General features: G+C 73.2%; 15 protein-coding genes. 4 read left to right on the forward strand and 11 right to left on the reverse strand.

Features of this window, described 5'->3' with window-relative positions; all coding sequences use genetic code 11:
* Window positions 1-297 (reverse strand): hypothetical protein (locus tag ACOJTC_RS08620; RefSeq protein WP_420116436.1); only part of this gene is annotated, 297 nt, incomplete at its 3' end.
* 58 nt (window positions 298-355) lie between these two features.
* Window positions 356-730, reverse strand: a complete 375-nt coding sequence (locus tag ACOJTC_RS08625) for a UBP-type zinc finger domain-containing protein (RefSeq protein ID WP_420116437.1) — start codon at window positions 728-730, stop codon at window positions 356-358.
* Window positions 731-894: 164 nt separating this feature from the next.
* Here ACOJTC_RS08625 and ACOJTC_RS08630 point away from each other — a divergent pair, with 164 nt between their 5' ends.
* Window positions 895-1,629: an alpha/beta fold hydrolase gene (locus ACOJTC_RS08630; protein WP_420116438.1), complete on the forward strand. Its 735-nt coding sequence runs from the start codon at window positions 895-897 to the stop codon at window positions 1,627-1,629.
* A gap of 216 nt (window positions 1,630-1,845) precedes the next feature.
* Here the strand turns inward: ACOJTC_RS08630 and ACOJTC_RS08635 are convergent, their stop codons facing one another.
* Window positions 1,846-2,529, reverse strand: coding sequence for an alpha/beta fold hydrolase (locus tag ACOJTC_RS08635; RefSeq protein ID WP_420116439.1), 684 nt, complete (start codon window positions 2,527-2,529; stop codon window positions 1,846-1,848).
* A gap of 54 nt (window positions 2,530-2,583) precedes the next feature.
* Between ACOJTC_RS08635 and ACOJTC_RS08640 the strand changes: the two genes are divergently transcribed.
* Window positions 2,584-3,600: a helix-turn-helix transcriptional regulator gene (locus tag ACOJTC_RS08640; protein ID WP_420116440.1), complete on the forward strand. Its 1,017-nt coding sequence runs from the start codon at window positions 2,584-2,586 to the stop codon at window positions 3,598-3,600.
* Here ACOJTC_RS08640 and ACOJTC_RS08645 read toward each other — a convergent pair.
* On the reverse strand, window positions 3,594-4,637 hold the full coding sequence (locus tag ACOJTC_RS08645; RefSeq protein WP_420116441.1) for an arabinan endo-1,5-alpha-L-arabinosidase: 1,044 nt from the start codon (window positions 4,635-4,637) through the stop codon (window positions 3,594-3,596). The two genes, ACOJTC_RS08640 and ACOJTC_RS08645, sit on opposite strands and share 7 nt — an antisense overlap.
* Window positions 4,638-5,086: 449 nt before the next feature.
* Between ACOJTC_RS08645 and ACOJTC_RS08650 the strand changes: the two genes are divergently transcribed.
* A complete protein-coding gene (locus ACOJTC_RS08650; protein WP_420116442.1) occupies window positions 5,087-7,258 on the forward strand; it encodes a HelD family protein in 2,172 nt (723 codons plus the stop codon).
* Between the two features lie 40 nt (window positions 7,259-7,298).
* On the opposite strand, the gene ACOJTC_RS08655 is transcribed toward ACOJTC_RS08650, so the two are convergent.
* Together ACOJTC_RS08655 and ACOJTC_RS08660 are read right to left on the reverse strand one after the other, a co-directional pair.
* On the reverse strand, window positions 7,299-7,862 hold the full coding sequence (locus ACOJTC_RS08655) for an NADPH-dependent FMN reductase (protein ID WP_420116443.1): 564 nt from the start codon (window positions 7,860-7,862) through the stop codon (window positions 7,299-7,301).
* A 44-nt stretch (window positions 7,863-7,906) separates the two neighbouring features.
* Window positions 7,907-9,361, reverse strand: a complete 1,455-nt coding sequence (locus ACOJTC_RS08660; RefSeq protein ID WP_420116444.1) for a DHA2 family efflux MFS transporter permease subunit — start codon at window positions 9,359-9,361, stop codon at window positions 7,907-7,909.
* 84 nt (window positions 9,362-9,445) lie between these two features.
* On the opposite strand from ACOJTC_RS08660, the gene ACOJTC_RS08665 reads away from it, so the two are divergent.
* Entirely contained in the window at window positions 9,446-9,904 is a 459-nt protein-coding gene (locus tag ACOJTC_RS08665) for a MarR family winged helix-turn-helix transcriptional regulator (RefSeq protein WP_420116445.1), read from the forward strand.
* 84 nt (window positions 9,905-9,988) lie between these two features.
* Here the strand turns inward: ACOJTC_RS08665 and ACOJTC_RS08670 are convergent, their stop codons facing one another.
* The 5 genes from ACOJTC_RS08670 to ACOJTC_RS08690 all read right to left on the reverse strand — a co-directional run bounded on the left by ACOJTC_RS08670 (window position 9,989) and on the right by ACOJTC_RS08690 (window position 15,098).
* Window positions 9,989-10,891, reverse strand: a complete 903-nt coding sequence (locus tag ACOJTC_RS08670; RefSeq protein ID WP_420116446.1) for an ABC transporter substrate-binding protein — start codon at window positions 10,889-10,891, stop codon at window positions 9,989-9,991.
* Between the two features lie 37 nt (window positions 10,892-10,928).
* Window positions 10,929-12,416: an MFS transporter gene (locus ACOJTC_RS08675; protein ID WP_420116447.1), complete on the reverse strand. Its 1,488-nt coding sequence runs from the start codon at window positions 12,414-12,416 to the stop codon at window positions 10,929-10,931.
* Between the two features lie 7 nt (window positions 12,417-12,423).
* Window positions 12,424-13,437 (reverse strand): ABC transporter substrate-binding protein, encoded by a 1,014-nt coding sequence (locus tag ACOJTC_RS08680; protein ID WP_420116448.1) that lies wholly within the window; start codon window positions 13,435-13,437, stop codon window positions 12,424-12,426.
* Between the two features lie 87 nt (window positions 13,438-13,524).
* Window positions 13,525-14,247 carry an ABC transporter ATP-binding protein gene (locus ACOJTC_RS08685; protein WP_420116449.1) on the reverse strand — a complete coding sequence of 241 codons (723 nt, stop codon included), beginning with the start codon at window positions 14,245-14,247 and terminating at the stop codon, window positions 13,525-13,527.
* Window positions 14,244-15,098 carry an ABC transporter permease gene (locus tag ACOJTC_RS08690; protein ID WP_420116450.1) on the reverse strand — a complete coding sequence of 285 codons (855 nt, stop codon included), beginning with the start codon at window positions 15,096-15,098 and terminating at the stop codon, window positions 14,244-14,246. The genes ACOJTC_RS08685 and ACOJTC_RS08690 overlap by 4 nt, the downstream gene beginning before the upstream one ends.
* Window positions 15,099-15,418 lie beyond the last annotated feature (320 nt).

The raw sequence follows: 15,418 nt of genomic DNA on the forward strand, positions 1-15,418 counted from the left end.
CCACCCGACGACCAGGGTGCGCTCCCCCGGGCCGGTCACCTCGAGGTGGTCCGGGGTGAGCCGCAGCGGCAGCCGGGGCTGGTGACCGGTGGACGACGGACGAGCCGCCCCGCGCAGGAGCCCGAGGGCCAGAATCCACCCCGGAATCCACAGCCCGTCCCACCACGGGTCACCGGTGGCCAGGTTGACCACCGCCACCACCAGCACCGCCGTCGGCAGGCCCGCCGCCAGGAGGGCGACCTGACGCCTGCGGGAGCGCCGGAACTCGATGGCGGGCGGTTCGTCGGCGGCGGTCACCGCAGTGACCTGCCCGGCAGGTCACCGGGCTAAACGGGCCGTCCCGCCGGCGTGCCCGTCAGTGCAGTCGACGCTTCCAGTCCTCCGGTACCCGGCCCTCGGGGCCGGGGGCCGGCTGGTCAGACGGACGCGACTGCGGCGGGGCCAGCTCCGGGCCGTGCGGGTGGAACTGGTCGGCCGGGTAGTCCCAGAACCAGTCCTCGCCGGGTTCGAAGCTCTGCACCACCGGATGCCCCTCGCCGGTGGCGTGCGCCGTGGCGTGCTGGCCCGGCGACGAGTCGCAGCAGCCGACGTGGCCGCAGGCCGCGCAGCGGCGCAGGTGGAACCACCATCCGCCGGACGACTCGCACTCGACGCAGCCGGGGCCGCTGGGCGGGGTGGCCGGACTGATCCCGACCGTGGTCGCGGTGAGCGGCTCGGGTTGATCCTGCACGCGGTGCTCCTCTCGACTCGCCGGCCACGGTACCCGGACCGCCGGCCCGGCGTCCCGCCCCCGTTACCCCGGCCGGGTGAGCCGGCCGCCCGGGGCACGACGTGGCGCGGCGACGACCGCAGAATGGAACGGACATCCGCGCCACTGTCCGGAGGTACCCGGCAATGTCCATCACCACCGCACGGCCCGGCACCCCGACGGTCGTCCTCGTCCACGGCGCGTTCGCCGAGTCGGCGAGCTGGGCCGGGGTGATCGCCGCCCTGGTCGACCAGGGCTATCCCGCGGTGGCGGTGGCCAACCCGCTGCGTGGTGTCCGGCACGACGCCGACTACCTGCGCGCCGTGCTCACCGGGATCGACGGGCCGGTGATGCTCGTGGGCCACTCCTACGGCGGCATGGTGATCTCCAACGTGCCGGTGGCGGGCACGGGCGTCACCGCGCTGGTCTACGTCGGGGCGTTCGCGCCCCTGGCCGGGGAGAGCGCCGCCGACCTGGCCGGCCGGTTCCCCGGCAGCACCCTGGGCGACACGCTGGCCCCGGTGACGCTGCCCGACGGGGCGACCGACCTCTACATCCGGCAGGACCGCTACCACCAGCAGTTCGCCGCCGACTCGACGGCGGCGCAGGCCGCGGTGATGGCGGTGACCCAGCGGCCGATCACCGAGGCGGCGCTGGGTGAGCCGTCCGGGGAGCCGGCCTGGCGGTCGCTGCCGTCCTGGTTCCTGTTCGGCAGCGAGGATCTCAACATCCCGGTGGCGGCCCACCGGTTCATGGCCGAGCGGGCCGGCTCCCGGCGGACGGTGGAGGTGCCCGGCGGTTCGCACACCGTGGCCATCCCGGAGGCGGGCATGCTGGTCGACCTGATCAGGGAGGCCGCCGGGGCGACCACCACGCCCTGACCGCCCGACCGGACGGCCCGGTGGACGCCACGGGGTGCCGCTGCGGGGCCGCCGACCGACGCCGGCGACCCCGGGCGGCCGGCCCCGGCGGTGCTCCCGCGCGCCCCACCGGGCACCGGTCACCCGACCGCACCGGTGCGCCCCCGTTCACCGTCGCCCGGTGCCGCCGGGTCACCGGCGGGCCCGGCAGGGTCCGCCGGGTGCGCGCCGGACCCGTCAGAGGTCGGCCAGGATGCCGGCCAGTTCGACCGGCCGGCTGAGCATCGGCCAGTGCCCGGAGTCGATGTCGACCAGGTCGACGCGCCGGGCCTTGGCGAGTTCGGGCAGGTCACCGGCGTCGATCAGGGCCTGCGCCTGGGCCGGGGAGAACTCGGGGCAGACCAGCGCGACCGGCACCTCGTACCGCCGGGTGTCGGTCAGCCGGACGGTCCCCCGGGCGACCTGCTCGGGTACCGGGACGGCGGCGGCGGCGAACTCCCGCCGGGCCCGGTCGTCGAGGTCGGCCGCGTCCGGGCCCTCGAAGGGCGCCCAGCCGGGGAAGGGCATCACGCCGTCCTCGATCGGGAAGAAGTCGGCATAGGAGTCCCCGTCGGCCGGTGGGAACCCGCCGATCAGCACGACCCTGCTCACCGTGGAGGGCCGGGCGTCGGCGGCCAGCCAGGCCAGGGAGCAGGCGGCCGAGTGCCCCACCACCACCGACCCGCCCGGTGCCGCGTCGACGGCGGCCAGTACCGCGTCGAGCTGGTCGTCGAGCGTCGCCGTGGTGTTCCCGTCCCCCTGGCCGGGCAGGCGTACCGCCACCGCGTGGCGGCCGCGCGTCGCCAGTTCGGCCACCACGCCGTCCCACACCGGGGCGTCGAGCCAGAGACCACCGACGAGGACGATTTGTTCATCCGTCATACGGGTCAACCTAGAGCCGGTTCCGGACGTTTTCCTTCCGGTACCGTCCGTGGCGTGGAGAACGTCAGCCCCACCGCCCGCGCCCTGCGGACGCTCGACATCCTGCGCGACCGGCCCGGCACGACGGCCGCCCAGCTCGCCGCAGGCCTCGGCGTGACCGAGCGCGCCGCGCGCCGCTACGTCGAGGTCCTCCGGGAGGCCGGTATCCCGGTCGAGTCCGTCCGGGGGCCGTACGGGGGTTACCGGCTCGGCCGGGGTGCGCGGCTGCCGGCCGTCGTGTTCACCCAGGAGCAGGTCCTCGGCCTGGTGATGGCCGTGCTCGACGGACAGCCGGCCGCGATCGACGCCGACGGGCTGGTCGGCGCCGCGTTGAGCAAACTCATCCGGGCACTGCCCGACAACGTCGGACGGCAGGCGGCGGCGCTGCGCACGTACGCGGCGGCCGCCGCCGACCGGCGGGCGGTGCACGCCGACCCGATCACGACGAGCGCGCTGGTCACGGCCGTGGCCGACCGTCGCCGGGTGGCCGTCGGCTACACCGCCGAGAGCGGCACGTCGTGGGAGGTCGAGGTCGACCCGTGGGCGGTGGTGGTGCGCCACGGCCGCTGGTACCTGCTGTGCCACTCGCACCGGGCGGACGCCGTCCGCACGTACCGGATCGACCGGATCGGGGCGGTGCGGCACCTGCCGCAGCCGTTCACCCCGCCCGCCGACCTCGACCCCGTCGCCACCCTGGAGGCGCACCTGGGCTCCGGGTGGAGGTACCCGACCCGGGTGGTGTTCCACGAGCCCTACGAACGGGTGGCCCCCTGGGTCGGGCCGACGATGGGTCGGCTGGAGCCCGCCGGCGAGCGCTGCGTGCTCACCGGCAGCACCACCAACACCCGGATGTACGCCGGGGAGTGGCTGGCCGCCGTCCCGTTCGGGTTCACCGTGGAGGAGGGGCCCGAACTGCGGGCCGCGGTGGCCGCGCTCGCCGCCCGCCTCACCGCCGCCGTGGCGGATGCCCGGCCGGCGGCGGCGCGTCGGTCGGGCGACGCCACGTCGTCGGAGCCCGCTGCCGGTCAGTAGACGAACGGCCAGCCGGCGGTGTCGTAGCCGAGCAGGTTGATGCCGAGCAGCGACGTGCCGTTGTCGGCGTAGTAGTGGTAGACGAGCACCTCGGCGTCGGTGTCGGTGAACACCGCCTGGTGCCCGGGCCCGTGGATGCTGCCGTGCCCGGCGAGCACCTGGGTGCCACCGCCGGCGGTCATCGCCACCCCGTTGCGGTCGACGTACGGGCCGGTGACCGAGTTGGACCTGCCAACCATGACCCGGTAGGTGCTCGCCGCGCCCTGGCAGCACCTGTCGAACGACACCCACAGGTAGTAGTAGTTGCCGTGCCGCACGATCACGGGGGCCTCGATGGCGCCCCCGTTGCGGCCCGCGATGCTGAGCACGGTCGTGTCGGAGCGTTTCCCGGTGGCCGGGTTCAGCGCCACCATCTTGATGCCGGACCAGAACGACCCGAAGCTGAGCCACCATCTGCCGATGGCGTCGACCACCAGGTTGGGGTCGATCGCGTTGAAGTTGTCCGAGGTCCGGGACTCGATCACCAGACCCTGGTTGGTCCAACTGCCCGACGCCCCGGTGGTGCTCGTGGCCAGGAAGATCGCCGACCGGTTGGAGCCGAACGTCGAGGCCGAGTAGTACAGCCAGTACCGGCCGTCGCGGTAGGTCAGGTCCGGCGCCCACAGGTTGCGACTGCCCCCGGTGTACGTCGTCGTCCACGGCGCGCCGCCGGGGAACACCGTTCCCGCGTTGCGGAACGCCGTCCGGTCGGTGGAGGTCTTGAGCGCGATGTTGTCGCCGGTGTGCGCCAGCAGGTAGCCGCCACCGGGGCGGATCACGACCGTCGGGTCGTGCACCCCGACGTCGCCGGTGACCCGGCCCGGGCCGGGGTAGGACGCGGGCGGCGTGGTGGGGGTCGCCGCCACCCGGGGCGCGGCCGTCGACGCCGACGGTGATCCTCCGGCGATGCCGGCGGCCACCAGCACGACCGACAGGCAGACCGACGCCAGCCATCGGAGGGTGGACGGATTCTGTACGGAGGCGAGCGAAGTGGTCACGACAGTTCCCTGGGTCGGGCGTCGGGCAGCGTGATGCCGACGCGACGAGACGTCGACAAAAATGTCGAGATCATTGCATTCGTGTTTTCCCCGAAGTTAACGCAGACATCGAAGCATGTCAACGCCTAGCGCTGCCGCTCCCCGCCTGCCGACGCTCCCGGACGGCCCGTGCCGAGCAGGCCGCGACGAACCGGCCCGGCGGACCCCGCACCACGGTGTCGACAACCTCCCACGCAGGGATCTTGCCACCGGCGTCCGCCCCCGGAAGGGGCGGCACGATCCGCCAGGACGGAACAGGGCCACAATCGGCAAGGAACTGCCAGGTATTGAGACGCTCATCTCCGCCGACAGCATCGGGGCACGACGAGGAGACAGCGACCCTATGCTTGTCGCCGGAATGCCTGCGGCCGGTCGGGTGGCAGGAAAAGCACCAGTCCGAGGATCTGCGAATGCGTCGGAAATCTGCTCTGGACAATGGCATCGCCGACGTCACCACGGCAATTACCCGCAGTGGAACGTCAACCTCCCCCGCAGCGGACGCCGCGCGCCGATCCGCGGTCGCCGAGGAACAGCAGTTTCTCGACTCGGCCATGGCCCGGCGCGACAGCCTTGTCGACCACCTGCAGGCCGAGCTTTCCTCAGCCGCCCTGGACGTGTTGGAACGGGCGCGGCTGCGCATGCTCCGCCAGCAGTTCGAGCAGCTGCGGCAGGCGCAGGAACGATTGGTCTTCGGCCGCCTCGACGGTCTTGACGGCACCGTGCGGCACGTGGGCCGGGTCGGCCTGCGCAACGACGACGAGGACGGTGAGCCGCTGCTGCTGGACTGGCGCGCTCCAGCGGCCCGGCCGTTCTACACCGCGACGGCTGTCGACCCGCAGGGGCAGGCGCGGCGTCGGCACATCCGCACGACGGGACCGGTGGTCGTCGGGGTGGACGACGAGCCGCTGGACGGGACCATGACAGCGGAACTCGTCGGTGAGGGCGCGCTGCTGGCCGCCCTGGACCAGCGGCGCACCGGTCACATGTCGGCAGCGATCTCCACGCTGCAACGCGAACAGGACGACATCATCCGGGCGGAGGCGACCGGCCCGCTGATCGTGCAGGGCGGTCCCGGCACCGGCAAGACGGTGGTGGCCCTGCACCGCGTCGCTTATCTGCTGTTCGCCCACTCGACAATGGCCGACCAGGCGGTCCTGGTCCTCGGTCCCTCCCCGCGGTTCCTCCGGTACATCGCCCAGGTGCTGCCCGCGCTCGGTGAGACCGCCGTCGTCTCGGCGACCTGCGACACCCTGCTGCCCGACATCCGCGTGGGCCGCGACGAGAGCCGCACTCTCGCCGAGATCAAGGGCCGCGCCCTGTGGCAGGCCGCGCTCGAGAACTACGTCGGCTCGCTGTTCCCCCGGCCCCGTGAGCTGAAGCTGCGCTGGGAGGGCGAGTTCTACGTCATCCCCGCCGGGACGGTCGCCCAGATACTCGCCTCGGTGCGGGGACGTCCCTATCACCGGGCCCGCGAGGCGTGCGCCGAACAGCTGCACCACCTCCTGACCGAAGCCGTCGTCGATCAACGCGAGGCGCTGATGCACGCGATGGAGGAGGGCTTCGAGGACATCCTCGCCCGCGTCGACCGGAGCATGGAGCATGACCACCGGCCCGGAGGTGGGCCCACCGGCAGTGACGTCGACGGGCTGCTCTCCGAGGAGGAGATCGACATCCTCCGGGGTCGGATCGGGGAGAACGCCACCATCGCCCGGTTCGTCGAGGCCTGGTGGCCCACCCTCGACGCCGAAGAGCTGGTGAGGAATCTCCTGACCGACCCCGCCCTGCTCGCCCGCTTCGTTCCCCAGTTGTCCGCAGCGGAGATCACCGCCGTATCGACCGAGCCCGCCGCACCGTGGGCTTCGAGCGACATCCCCCTGCTCGACGCCGTCGCCGACCTACTGGGCGAAACCGAGGCCCCGCCACCGCAGGGCGATTTCGTCGCCGACCACGCCCGCCGGCAGCGCGGCTGGGTGTACGGCCACGTCGTCATCGACGAGGCGCAGGAGCTGTCCGAGATGCAGTGGCAGATGGTGCTACGGCGTTGTCCCAGTCGATCCGTCACGGCGGTCGGCGACATCGATCAGACGGAGGCGGCGCACCGGCACACCACCTGGGCACAGGCGGTACGGGCAGCTTTCGGCGAGCGGTGGACCGCGGCGGAACTCACCATCTGTTACCGCACCCCGCGCGAGGTCATGGACCTCACCGGGCCCGTCCTGAAGCAGGCCGGTAGCGACAACTCCCCGCCCCGGGCGGTGCGTTCCTGCGGCATCGACCCCTGGGTGCGCACGGTCGCCCCTGCGGAGCTTGCCGCCACCGCTGCCCGGGCCGTCCGGCAGTTGCAGCAACGGTGGCACGGCGGCACGGTGGGCGTCATCGCCCCCGCCGACCGCATCGCCGAACTCCACGCCGTACTGGGTGACGTACCGGTGCTCACCGCGGTCCAGGCCAAGGGACTGGAATGGGATGCGGCGCTCCTCGTCGACCCCCAGGGCATCGCCGCCGGGCCGCGCGGATGGAACGGCCTCTACGTCGCGCTCACCCGATGCACCCAGGAACTCGGACAGCTGGTTCTCGCGTAGCGGGAATCTGCGGGCGTGCCGCCGTCCCCCCGGCGGCCGGTCACCGCTGGCGCACCGTGGCCAGGGCACCGCCCCAGGCCGTCACCTCGTCGAGCATCCGGTGCAGGACGTCCACCTGGTTGCCGGTGGGCCGCACCTCGCCGTCGGCGTCGAACTCGGCGAAGCAGTGCAGGCCGACCTGGTCGCGGACGTCGGCGACGTGCACTTCGGCCAGCACCAGCCGCAGGTGCTCGACGGCCCGGGTACCGCCGTTGAGGCCGTACCCGACGAAACCCGCCGACTTGTGGTGCCACTCGGTGTAGAGGTAGTCGATCGCGTTCTTCAGCACGCCGGGATAGGAGTGGTTGTACTCCGGCGTGACGAAGACGTACCCGTCGTAGGACGCGACGGTCTCGGCCCAGCGGCGGGTGTGCGCGGCGGTGTAGTGCTCGGAGCCCATGGCGGCCGGGACCGGCTCGTCGAGGTGCGGCAGGTCGTGGTCGGCCAGGTCGACGACCTCGTAGACCGCGTCGCCCCGCTCGGCGGCCAGCCGGTGGACCCAGCGGGCCACCGCCGCGCCCCGTCGTCCCGGTCGGGTGCTGCCGATGATGATGGCGGTACGCATGAGATGACCTCCTGATCGGTGGGATGTGCCCGGTGGGGTTCCGGTCACCGGGCCTGTGCACGTCGGGCGCGTCGTTGCGCCCGGTGCAGCCGGGCGGCGAGGACGAGGGCGACCAGCGCCATGCCGGTCAGCCACCGGAAGGTGACCCGGAAGGCCGCGGCGACCTCGGCGTCGGAGCCGGCGTCGGCCAGCGCGCCGGCAAGCACCACCGCGCACAGCGCGCTGCCGAGCGCACCGCCGACCCGGGACAGGGTGTTCACCTGCGAACTGGCGTCCGACATCTGGTCGGGCCGCACCCGGGCCAGCGCGGCGGAGACGACGGGTGACCCGGCCAGCGCCAGACCGACACCCCGGACGACCTGGAGTGCCTCGACGAGCACCAGGTCCGGATCGGCCGGCAGCAGCGTCATCGGAATCGTGCCGACCACGACGACCATCAGGCCGACCAGGGCCACGACGCCGCCACCGTGCTCGTCGGCCAACCGGCCGGCGAGGGGAAAGGTCACCGCGGCACCGAGGCTGAACGCCATCAGCAGCAGCCCGGTGTCGACGATGTCCCGGCCCGTCCCGAGTTGGAAGTAGAGCGGCATCACGATCAGCCCACCGAACAGGGCGGCACCGGAGAAGACGATGGTGCCCGCCGCGGCGGCGTAGACGGGGTCCCGGGCCAGGCGTAGGTCCATCAACGGCTCGTCGGCGCGCAGCGACCGGTGGACGAAGAGCGCCAACGCGACGAGCGCGGCCACCAGGGGCACCAGCACCGGCGGCGCGAGCAGTTCGCCGTGGTCCATCGCCCGGGTGACGGCGTAGGTGAGCAACGGCAGCCCGAGTGCGACCAGCAGCAGGGCCGGCAGGTCGAGCCGGCCGGCCCGGCCGGCCTCGCCGCGTGGGACCACCCGCAGGGCCAGCAGCAGTCCGACGATCCCGATCGGCACGTTGACCAGGAACATCCAGTGCCAGGAGAGGTTGTCGACGAGCAGGGCGCCGATGATCGGCCCGAAGGCCGGGGCCAGGATCGACGGGACGCTGGCGACGGCGATGACCCGACCCATCCGCTCCCGGCCGGCGGCCGGGCCGAGGATGGCCATTCCGGCGGGGATGAGCAGTCCGCCGGTGAGCCCCTGGAGCACCCGGGCGACGATGAGCGTGTCGGCGCTGCGGGCGAGTGCGCACGATGCGGAGGTGAGCGTGAACCCGGCCAGCGACCAGAGCCAGAGCCGGCCGGGCCCGATCCGCCGGCTGAGCCAGCCGCAGACCGGCAGTGTCGCGGCGAGGGCCAGCAGGTAGCCGCTGTTGATCCATTGCGCCTCGGTCAACGAGGCACCCAGGTCGCGCCCGATGACCTCGATGCCGACGTTGACCAGCGAGGTGTCGATGCCGGTCAGCACCGAGCCCGAGGCGAGGACGGCCGCGAGCCACCACACCGGGGCCGGCACGGCGGTGGTGGGGACACGTCCCGTCGGGGAGGCCGGGTCGGCGTTCCCGCCGGCTGCCGTCATCGCCACCCCCGACCCGAGAATTGTTGGACCTCCAACGATATCGGTAAAGTCGTTGGAGGTCCAACGTTTAGGTACACTGGGTGGGTGACAGAGCGCAGCGAACCGACACCGGGAGCGCCACCGGTCCGGCTCCGGCGGCTGACCAGCTGGCTGCTCCACCACGCGGCGGCCCGCGCCAACCGGGTCGTCACCCGGCACCTGGACCGGCCCGCCGACCGGATGCGGTACGCCATCCTCGCCGCGCTCGACGAGTTCGGCGGCATCAGCCAGGCGGACCTGTGCCGCCGGCTCGGCATCGACCGGGGCGACGCCGTCGACACCCTCAACGCGATGGCGGCCGAAGGGCTGCTGCGCCGCGAGCCGGACCCGGCGGACCGCCGACGCAACGTCGTCCACATCACCGCCGCCGGGACCGCCCGAATGCGCGAGCTGGACGCCCTGGTCGACGCCGCCCAGGACGAACTGCTCAGCGGATTCACCCCCGCCGAACGCGCCCGGCTGCGCCGCCTCCTGCACCGCCTGGTCGACCTGCCGCCGGGCTGACCGGCAGGCCACCGATGGCCCGGCCGCGTCCAGCGGGTGCCGGGCCGGCCCGGCCGTCGTCGACCGGGCCGGCCCCGAGCCGGGTCAGACCGTGACGACCCGGTTGTCCACGATGGAGGTGAACGTCGACTCGGGAGCGATCAGGCCCCACTTCACCATCCACCGGTAGGTGCGCTCGAACTCGGCCTCCGGGTACGGCTGCGGGTCGACGTAGCGCAACCGGCCCAGCCGGAAGTCCGCCGGCTCCAGCTTCACCAGCTCCTCGGGCACCTCGGCGACGAAGTGGTGCAGGTACGGCCGGATGTCCTCGTTGATCTTCGCAACGGCCCGGCGGACGGCCCGGTCGACGGCGGCGAAGGTCGCCGGGTCGACGTCGGCGCTGGCGATCTCCGAGCCGACGTAGAACGCCTCGGTGATCAGCACGTAGCCGAGCTTCTCGGCGGCGGTGGTCCACGGCTCCAGCAGCGCCACCGCGTCGATCTCGCCGTCGCGCAGCTTGCGGAACCGTTCGGCCGGCCCACCGGCGTGCACCACCTTGATCTCGTCGTGGTCCAGGAAGCCCTCCAGGGACTGGATGGCCAGGTAGTGCGAGCCGTGGTGGAAGTTGACGCCGACGGTCCTGCCGGCCAGGCCCTGCGGGTGCTTGATGCCGGAGTCGGGCCGTACGAAGATCGCCTGGCTGGCCACCGAGGCCCGCTTGGCGATGATCTGGCCGCCGCGCCCGCTGTCGTGGGAGCGGCGGATCTGCCCCCACTCGCAGGCCCGGTAGAGGGAGACGTCGCCGCTCTCGAACGGTGTGGAGATGCCGCCGAACGAGCTGACGAGTTCGTGCTCCTCGATCGGCTTGAGCACCGCGTCGTACGAGCCGGGGGCGACCAGTTCCAGGTCGATGCCCTCCTCGGCGAAGTAGCCGTGCTCCAGGCCGACGAGGTACGGCAGGGTGAAGATGGCGCCGCTGCGGACGCTCCTGACCTTGGTGAGTGCCACCGTGGTGGTCCTTTCTGTACTGGTGTCGTGCTGTGCGTTATCGGGCGGGTGTGGCGGTCGGTGCTGCCGTCGGGGCGTCCTCGATCCCCACCACCTCCTCTCCCGGGGTCGGGTCGGACGGCGGTCGCAACAGCCGCCACGTCGCGTACGCGCAGGACGCGGCGGTGGCCGCGACGAGCCCGTACGCGACGCGCAGGGCGGTGGTGAAGTCGTCGCCCGCCTCGGCGGCGACCCGGGCGACGTCGTCGGTCGACTGGCCGGTCAGGGCCAGCACGGACACCACCACCGCGCCGAGGACGGCGACGCCGAGGTTGGTGCCGATCTGCCGGGAGGCGCTGGTGATGGCGCTGGCCACCCCGGCCCGGTCGCGGGGCAGGCTGTTCACGGCGGTGTTGGTGGCCGGCGGGTTGACCAGGCCCATGCCGGCGCCGAGCAGGAGGTAGCCGACGAGCAGCGGGGCCAGGCCCGCGTCGGTGGTGACGGTCAGGGCGAGCAGGGTCATCGACGCCACGAACGACAGGTGCCCGACGGTGGCGGGCAGCCGGCCGCCGTGCCGGCCGACGATCCGGCCGGAGACGTTGGCGAGCACGAGTGTGCCGAGGGTGGTCGGCAGGGTGAGCAGGCCGGTGGCCAGCGGGCTGAACCCGCAGACCTGTTGCAGGTAGAACGTGTTGACGAAGGTGAACCCGCCCAGCACCAGGTACGCCACGACCGCCGTGAGCACCGCGCCGCGCAGCGCGGGGATCGCCAGGTGGCGCGGGTCGAGCACCGGGTCGGGGCGGCGGCGGGCCGCCGGCAGGTAGCCGACGGCGGCGGCGACCGCCACGGCCACGGCGACCAGGACCGGGCCGGTCGACCAGCCCCGGGTGGGGCCGTCGATCAGGGCGAACGTGAAGCCGACCAGGACCAGGGCGGCCAGGGTGTTGCCCAGCGCGTCGAGGCGGCGGGGCGGGCCGTCCACCACGCCCGGCGGCAGCAGCCGGGTGCCCAGGTAGAGCAGCGCCGCGCCGCCGACGCTCACGGCGAACAGGCTGCGCCAGCCGGCGGCCTGCACCAGTACCCCGCCGACCAGGGGCCCGCAGGCGGCCGACACCCCGGCCGTCGCGCTCCAGGTGCCCAGCGCCCGGCCGCGCCGTACCGCGTCGGGGAACAGGTTGGCGATGAGGGCGAGGGCGGGCGGGGCCATCAACGCTCCCCCGACCCCCTGCACGCCCCGGGCGGCGATCAGGGCGGGCGCGTGCGGGGCCACCCCGCACAGCACCGATCCCGCCGCGAACACCAGCAGCCCGACCCGGAACACCCGCCGCCGCCCGTACCGGTCGGCGACCGCACCGCAGAGCAGGGTGAGGCTGGCCCGGACCAGCGCGTTGCCGGTCGCCACCCACTGCAACCCGGTCGTGCTCAGCCGCAGTTCGCGGTGCACCGACGGCAGGGCCAGGTTCAACGCCGCGCCGTCGAGGACGCCGAGGAACAGCGTCCCGCAGCACACCAGCAGGGCGGCGCGGCTGCGCCAGGGCAGGGACATCGCCGGGTCAGAGCTTCTCGTACACCGGCTTGGCGGCCCGCTTCTTCAGCACGCCGGCCTCGACCGCCAGGTCGATCTGCTTCTCCAGGTTGGCGAAGACGGTGTCGTCCCACACGTCGGCGTAGACCGGGGCGAGCCGCTCCGGCAGCAGTTCGATCGCCTTCTTCTCCTCGGCGGGGACGCCGTAGTCGGCGTGGTACTTCCCGATCAGGGTCGGGTCCTTCTTGATCAGCCGCCAGGCCTCCAGGGTGAAGTCGACGTACGCCTTCGCGGTCTCCCGGTTGGCGGCCAGCCAGTCGCGGCGTACGGCGGTGCCGTTGAGGAACAACGGGCTGCTGTCGCCGGTGCCCGTGCGCCACAGTTCGTCGACGGAGGCGAGCTGCCGGTTCCCGGAGCCGACCAGGCGGGTGGCGTTGGGTTCGATGGCGATGATCGCGTCGAGGTCGCCGCGCTCGTACAGGGCGAGGTTGGCGATGGGCTGCCCGGTGAACAGCTTGAACTCCCTGTCGAAGCGGATGCCGTTGACGGCTGCGGCCAGCGCCGCCGCCCGGTAGGTGTCGCTGCTGGGTGGCTGCACGCCGACCTTCCTGCCCTTGAGGTCGGCGATGCTCTGGTAGGGGCTGTCGGCCGGGACGATCCAGCGGCCGTGGTTCCACAGCGACGGCCCGACGATGACCACGTCGTGGCCGCTGGTGTTCACCTCGGTGGCGCCCAGCGGGCCGAAGGCGTAGATGTCGAGCACGCCGGTGAGCAGCTGCTCCTGCCCCGCGCCGGGACCACCGCCGGCCCTGCGGTCGAGGCGGAGCCCATGCTTGGCCTCCAGGCCGAACTGCTCGGCCACGGAGTCGCGGATCGCCCCCGCCGTGCCGGGGCTGCGGGGCTGCACCTTGGCGCTGCGGGTGCCGGCGGCGGCCGGCTCGTCGTCGCCGCAGGCGCTCAGCAGGGTGGCCGCGCCGGCGCCGCCGGCGAGGAGCCCGGCGGCACGCAGCAGGGATCGTCGGGTGAGGGGTGTCGTGGACACGGGGGTTCCTTCCAGATGGTTCAGGGATGCCCCGGCTCGCGGGGTGTGGGCGGCGGACCGGTGGCCGCGCCGTCGGGTGGGGCGGGTTCAGGTGAGGGCGGCGACGATGCGGCGGTGCACGTCGAACAGGTCCGGGTCCTCGGGGCTTCGGGGGCGCGGGCGGTCGATGCGGTACTCCCCGACCACCTCGGCGGGACGTCCGCCGAGCACCACCACCCGGTCGGCGAGGAACGCGGCCTCCAGCGCGTTGTGGGTGACCAGCAGGCCGGTGCGCGGGGTCCGCAGCCAGAGTTGTTGCAGCAGCAGCCGCAGGCGGCGGGCGGTCAGCTCGTCGAGCGCGCTGAACGGCTCGTCGAGCAGCAGCACCTCGGGGCGGACGACGAACGCGCGGGCCACGGCGACGCGCTGGCGCTGCCCGCCGGAGAGCACCGACGGGTACGACCTGGCGTAGTCGGTCAGGCCGACGGCGTCGAGGATCGGGGCGACCTCCGCGGTGTCGACGCCGGCCGCCGTCGCGGCGAGCCGCACGTTGGTCTCGACGGACGTCCAGTCCAGCAGCCGGGGCTGCTGGAACACCATGCCGAGGCGGGGTCGTCCGCCGCCGGTGGAGACGGTGCCCGCGTCGGGGCGTTCCAGGCCGGCGATCAGGTGCATCAGGGTGGTCTTGCCGGTGCCGGAGCCGCCGACCACGGCGACCAGTTCGTCGGGCGCGAGGGTGAGGGAGAAGTCGCGGAAGATCTGCTGCCGTTCGCCGGTGCGCCGGCTGGTGAACGCCTTGTCGACCCCGTCGAGGCTGATCCGGACGCTCATCGCAGCGCCACCCGCCGCCAGCGCACCGCCCGGCGTTCCAGGGTCTGCAGCAGCCCGTACTCGATGGCGGCCATGACCAGGGCGAAGGCGACGGTCCAGGCGAGCACCCCGGCCACGTTGTGCTGGGAGAACTCCAGGTTGAGCTGGTAGCCGACGCCGTCGGCGAGGCCGAAGATCTCCACCAGCACGATGACCTTCCAGGCCATCGCGATGCCCAGCCGCGCCCCGGTGAACAGGTCGGGGACGATGGCGGGCAGCCACACGTAGCGCAGTCGGGTCAGCGCGTCGAACCGGTAGACGTGGGCCATCTCGCCCAGCGCCGGGTCGACCGAGCGGACGCCCTGGGCGACGTTGATGGTCAGCGCGGGGGCTGCCGCGAGGGCCACGGTGAGGATCGGGTTGAGCAGGCTCACCCCGAACCAGATCACGCACAGCAGGGCCTTGACCAGGCCGGGGGTGGCCAGTCCGATGAGGACGGCGGGCTCCAGGAAGCGGCGTAGCCACTCGCTGCGGCCCATCGCGATACCGGCGGCGACGGAGACGACGAACGCCGCCGCGAAGCCGAGCGCGACGCGGGTGAGGGTGACCCGGACGTTCTCCCACAGCGCGCCGCTGGCGGCGATGTCGACCAGGTTGCGGGCGATGTCGCCGAGGCCGGGGATCAGGGCGCTGCCGGAGGCGCGTGCCATGAGCTGCCAGCCGGCCGCGAGCAGGCCGACGAGCAGCAGCGCGGGTAGGGGCCGGGTGAGGCGCGCGGCGACGCCGGTGACGGGTGGGCGGTCCGGCGGTGCGGGCGACCGCCCGCCGCCGAGCACGACCTCCTCGACGCCGACGGGGTGCGTGACGGTCATCGACATCCCATCCTTCGGTACGTGGGCCGCGTCGCTCCCGACGCTGGCAGGCCAGTGACCAGCACGACAACGCCAGCCTCTGCATTTCCTATCCTGCCGATAGGATTAGTAGGCTTGCAATGTCGTCCCATCTGACGGGATGCATCTTGTGGAGTAGTTGGCCGAGCGCAACGGGTAACCGTCACCGACCGGGGCGTCCAGGGTCCGGCCGCCGGTCGGGCCGCCCGTCGGGGTGACCGGGCCCGGCGTGCACGCACGAACGGCCGGTGTGACCGCCACCCCCAGGGGAGGCGGGCCCCCCCGCCCGGGGGCCGGTAGCG

It is taken from the genome of Micromonospora sp. (assembly GCF_048594385.1).
Taxonomy (GTDB): Bacteria; Actinomycetota; Actinomycetes; order Mycobacteriales; family Micromonosporaceae; genus Micromonospora; species Micromonospora wenchangensis.

Bases quoted from the DNA above. Each gene is read 5' to 3' on its own strand.
- ACOJTC_RS08630 (WP_420116438.1), top strand. From the start codon at position 895: ATGTCCATCACCACCGCACGGCCCGGCACCCCGACGGTCGTCCTCGTC.
- ACOJTC_RS08635 (WP_420116439.1), bottom strand. From the start codon at position 2,529: ATGACGGATGAACAAATCGTCCTCGTCGGTGGTCTCTGGCTCGACGCC.
- ACOJTC_RS08650 (WP_420116442.1), top strand. From the start codon at position 5,087: ATGCGTCGGAAATCTGCTCTGGACAATGGCATCGCCGACGTCACCACG.
- ACOJTC_RS08655 (WP_420116443.1), bottom strand. From the start codon at position 7,862: ATGCGTACCGCCATCATCATCGGCAGCACCCGACCGGGACGACGGGGC.
- ACOJTC_RS08660 (WP_420116444.1), bottom strand. From the start codon at position 9,361: ATGACGGCAGCCGGCGGGAACGCCGACCCGGCCTCCCCGACGGGACGT.
- ACOJTC_RS08675 (WP_420116447.1), bottom strand. From the start codon at position 12,416: ATGTCCCTGCCCTGGCGCAGCCGCGCCGCCCTGCTGGTGTGCTGCGGG.
- ACOJTC_RS08685 (WP_420116449.1), bottom strand. From the start codon at position 14,247: ATGAGCGTCCGGATCAGCCTCGACGGGGTCGACAAGGCGTTCACCAGC.
- ACOJTC_RS08690 (WP_420116450.1), bottom strand. From the start codon at position 15,098: ATGACCGTCACGCACCCCGTCGGCGTCGAGGAGGTCGTGCTCGGCGGC.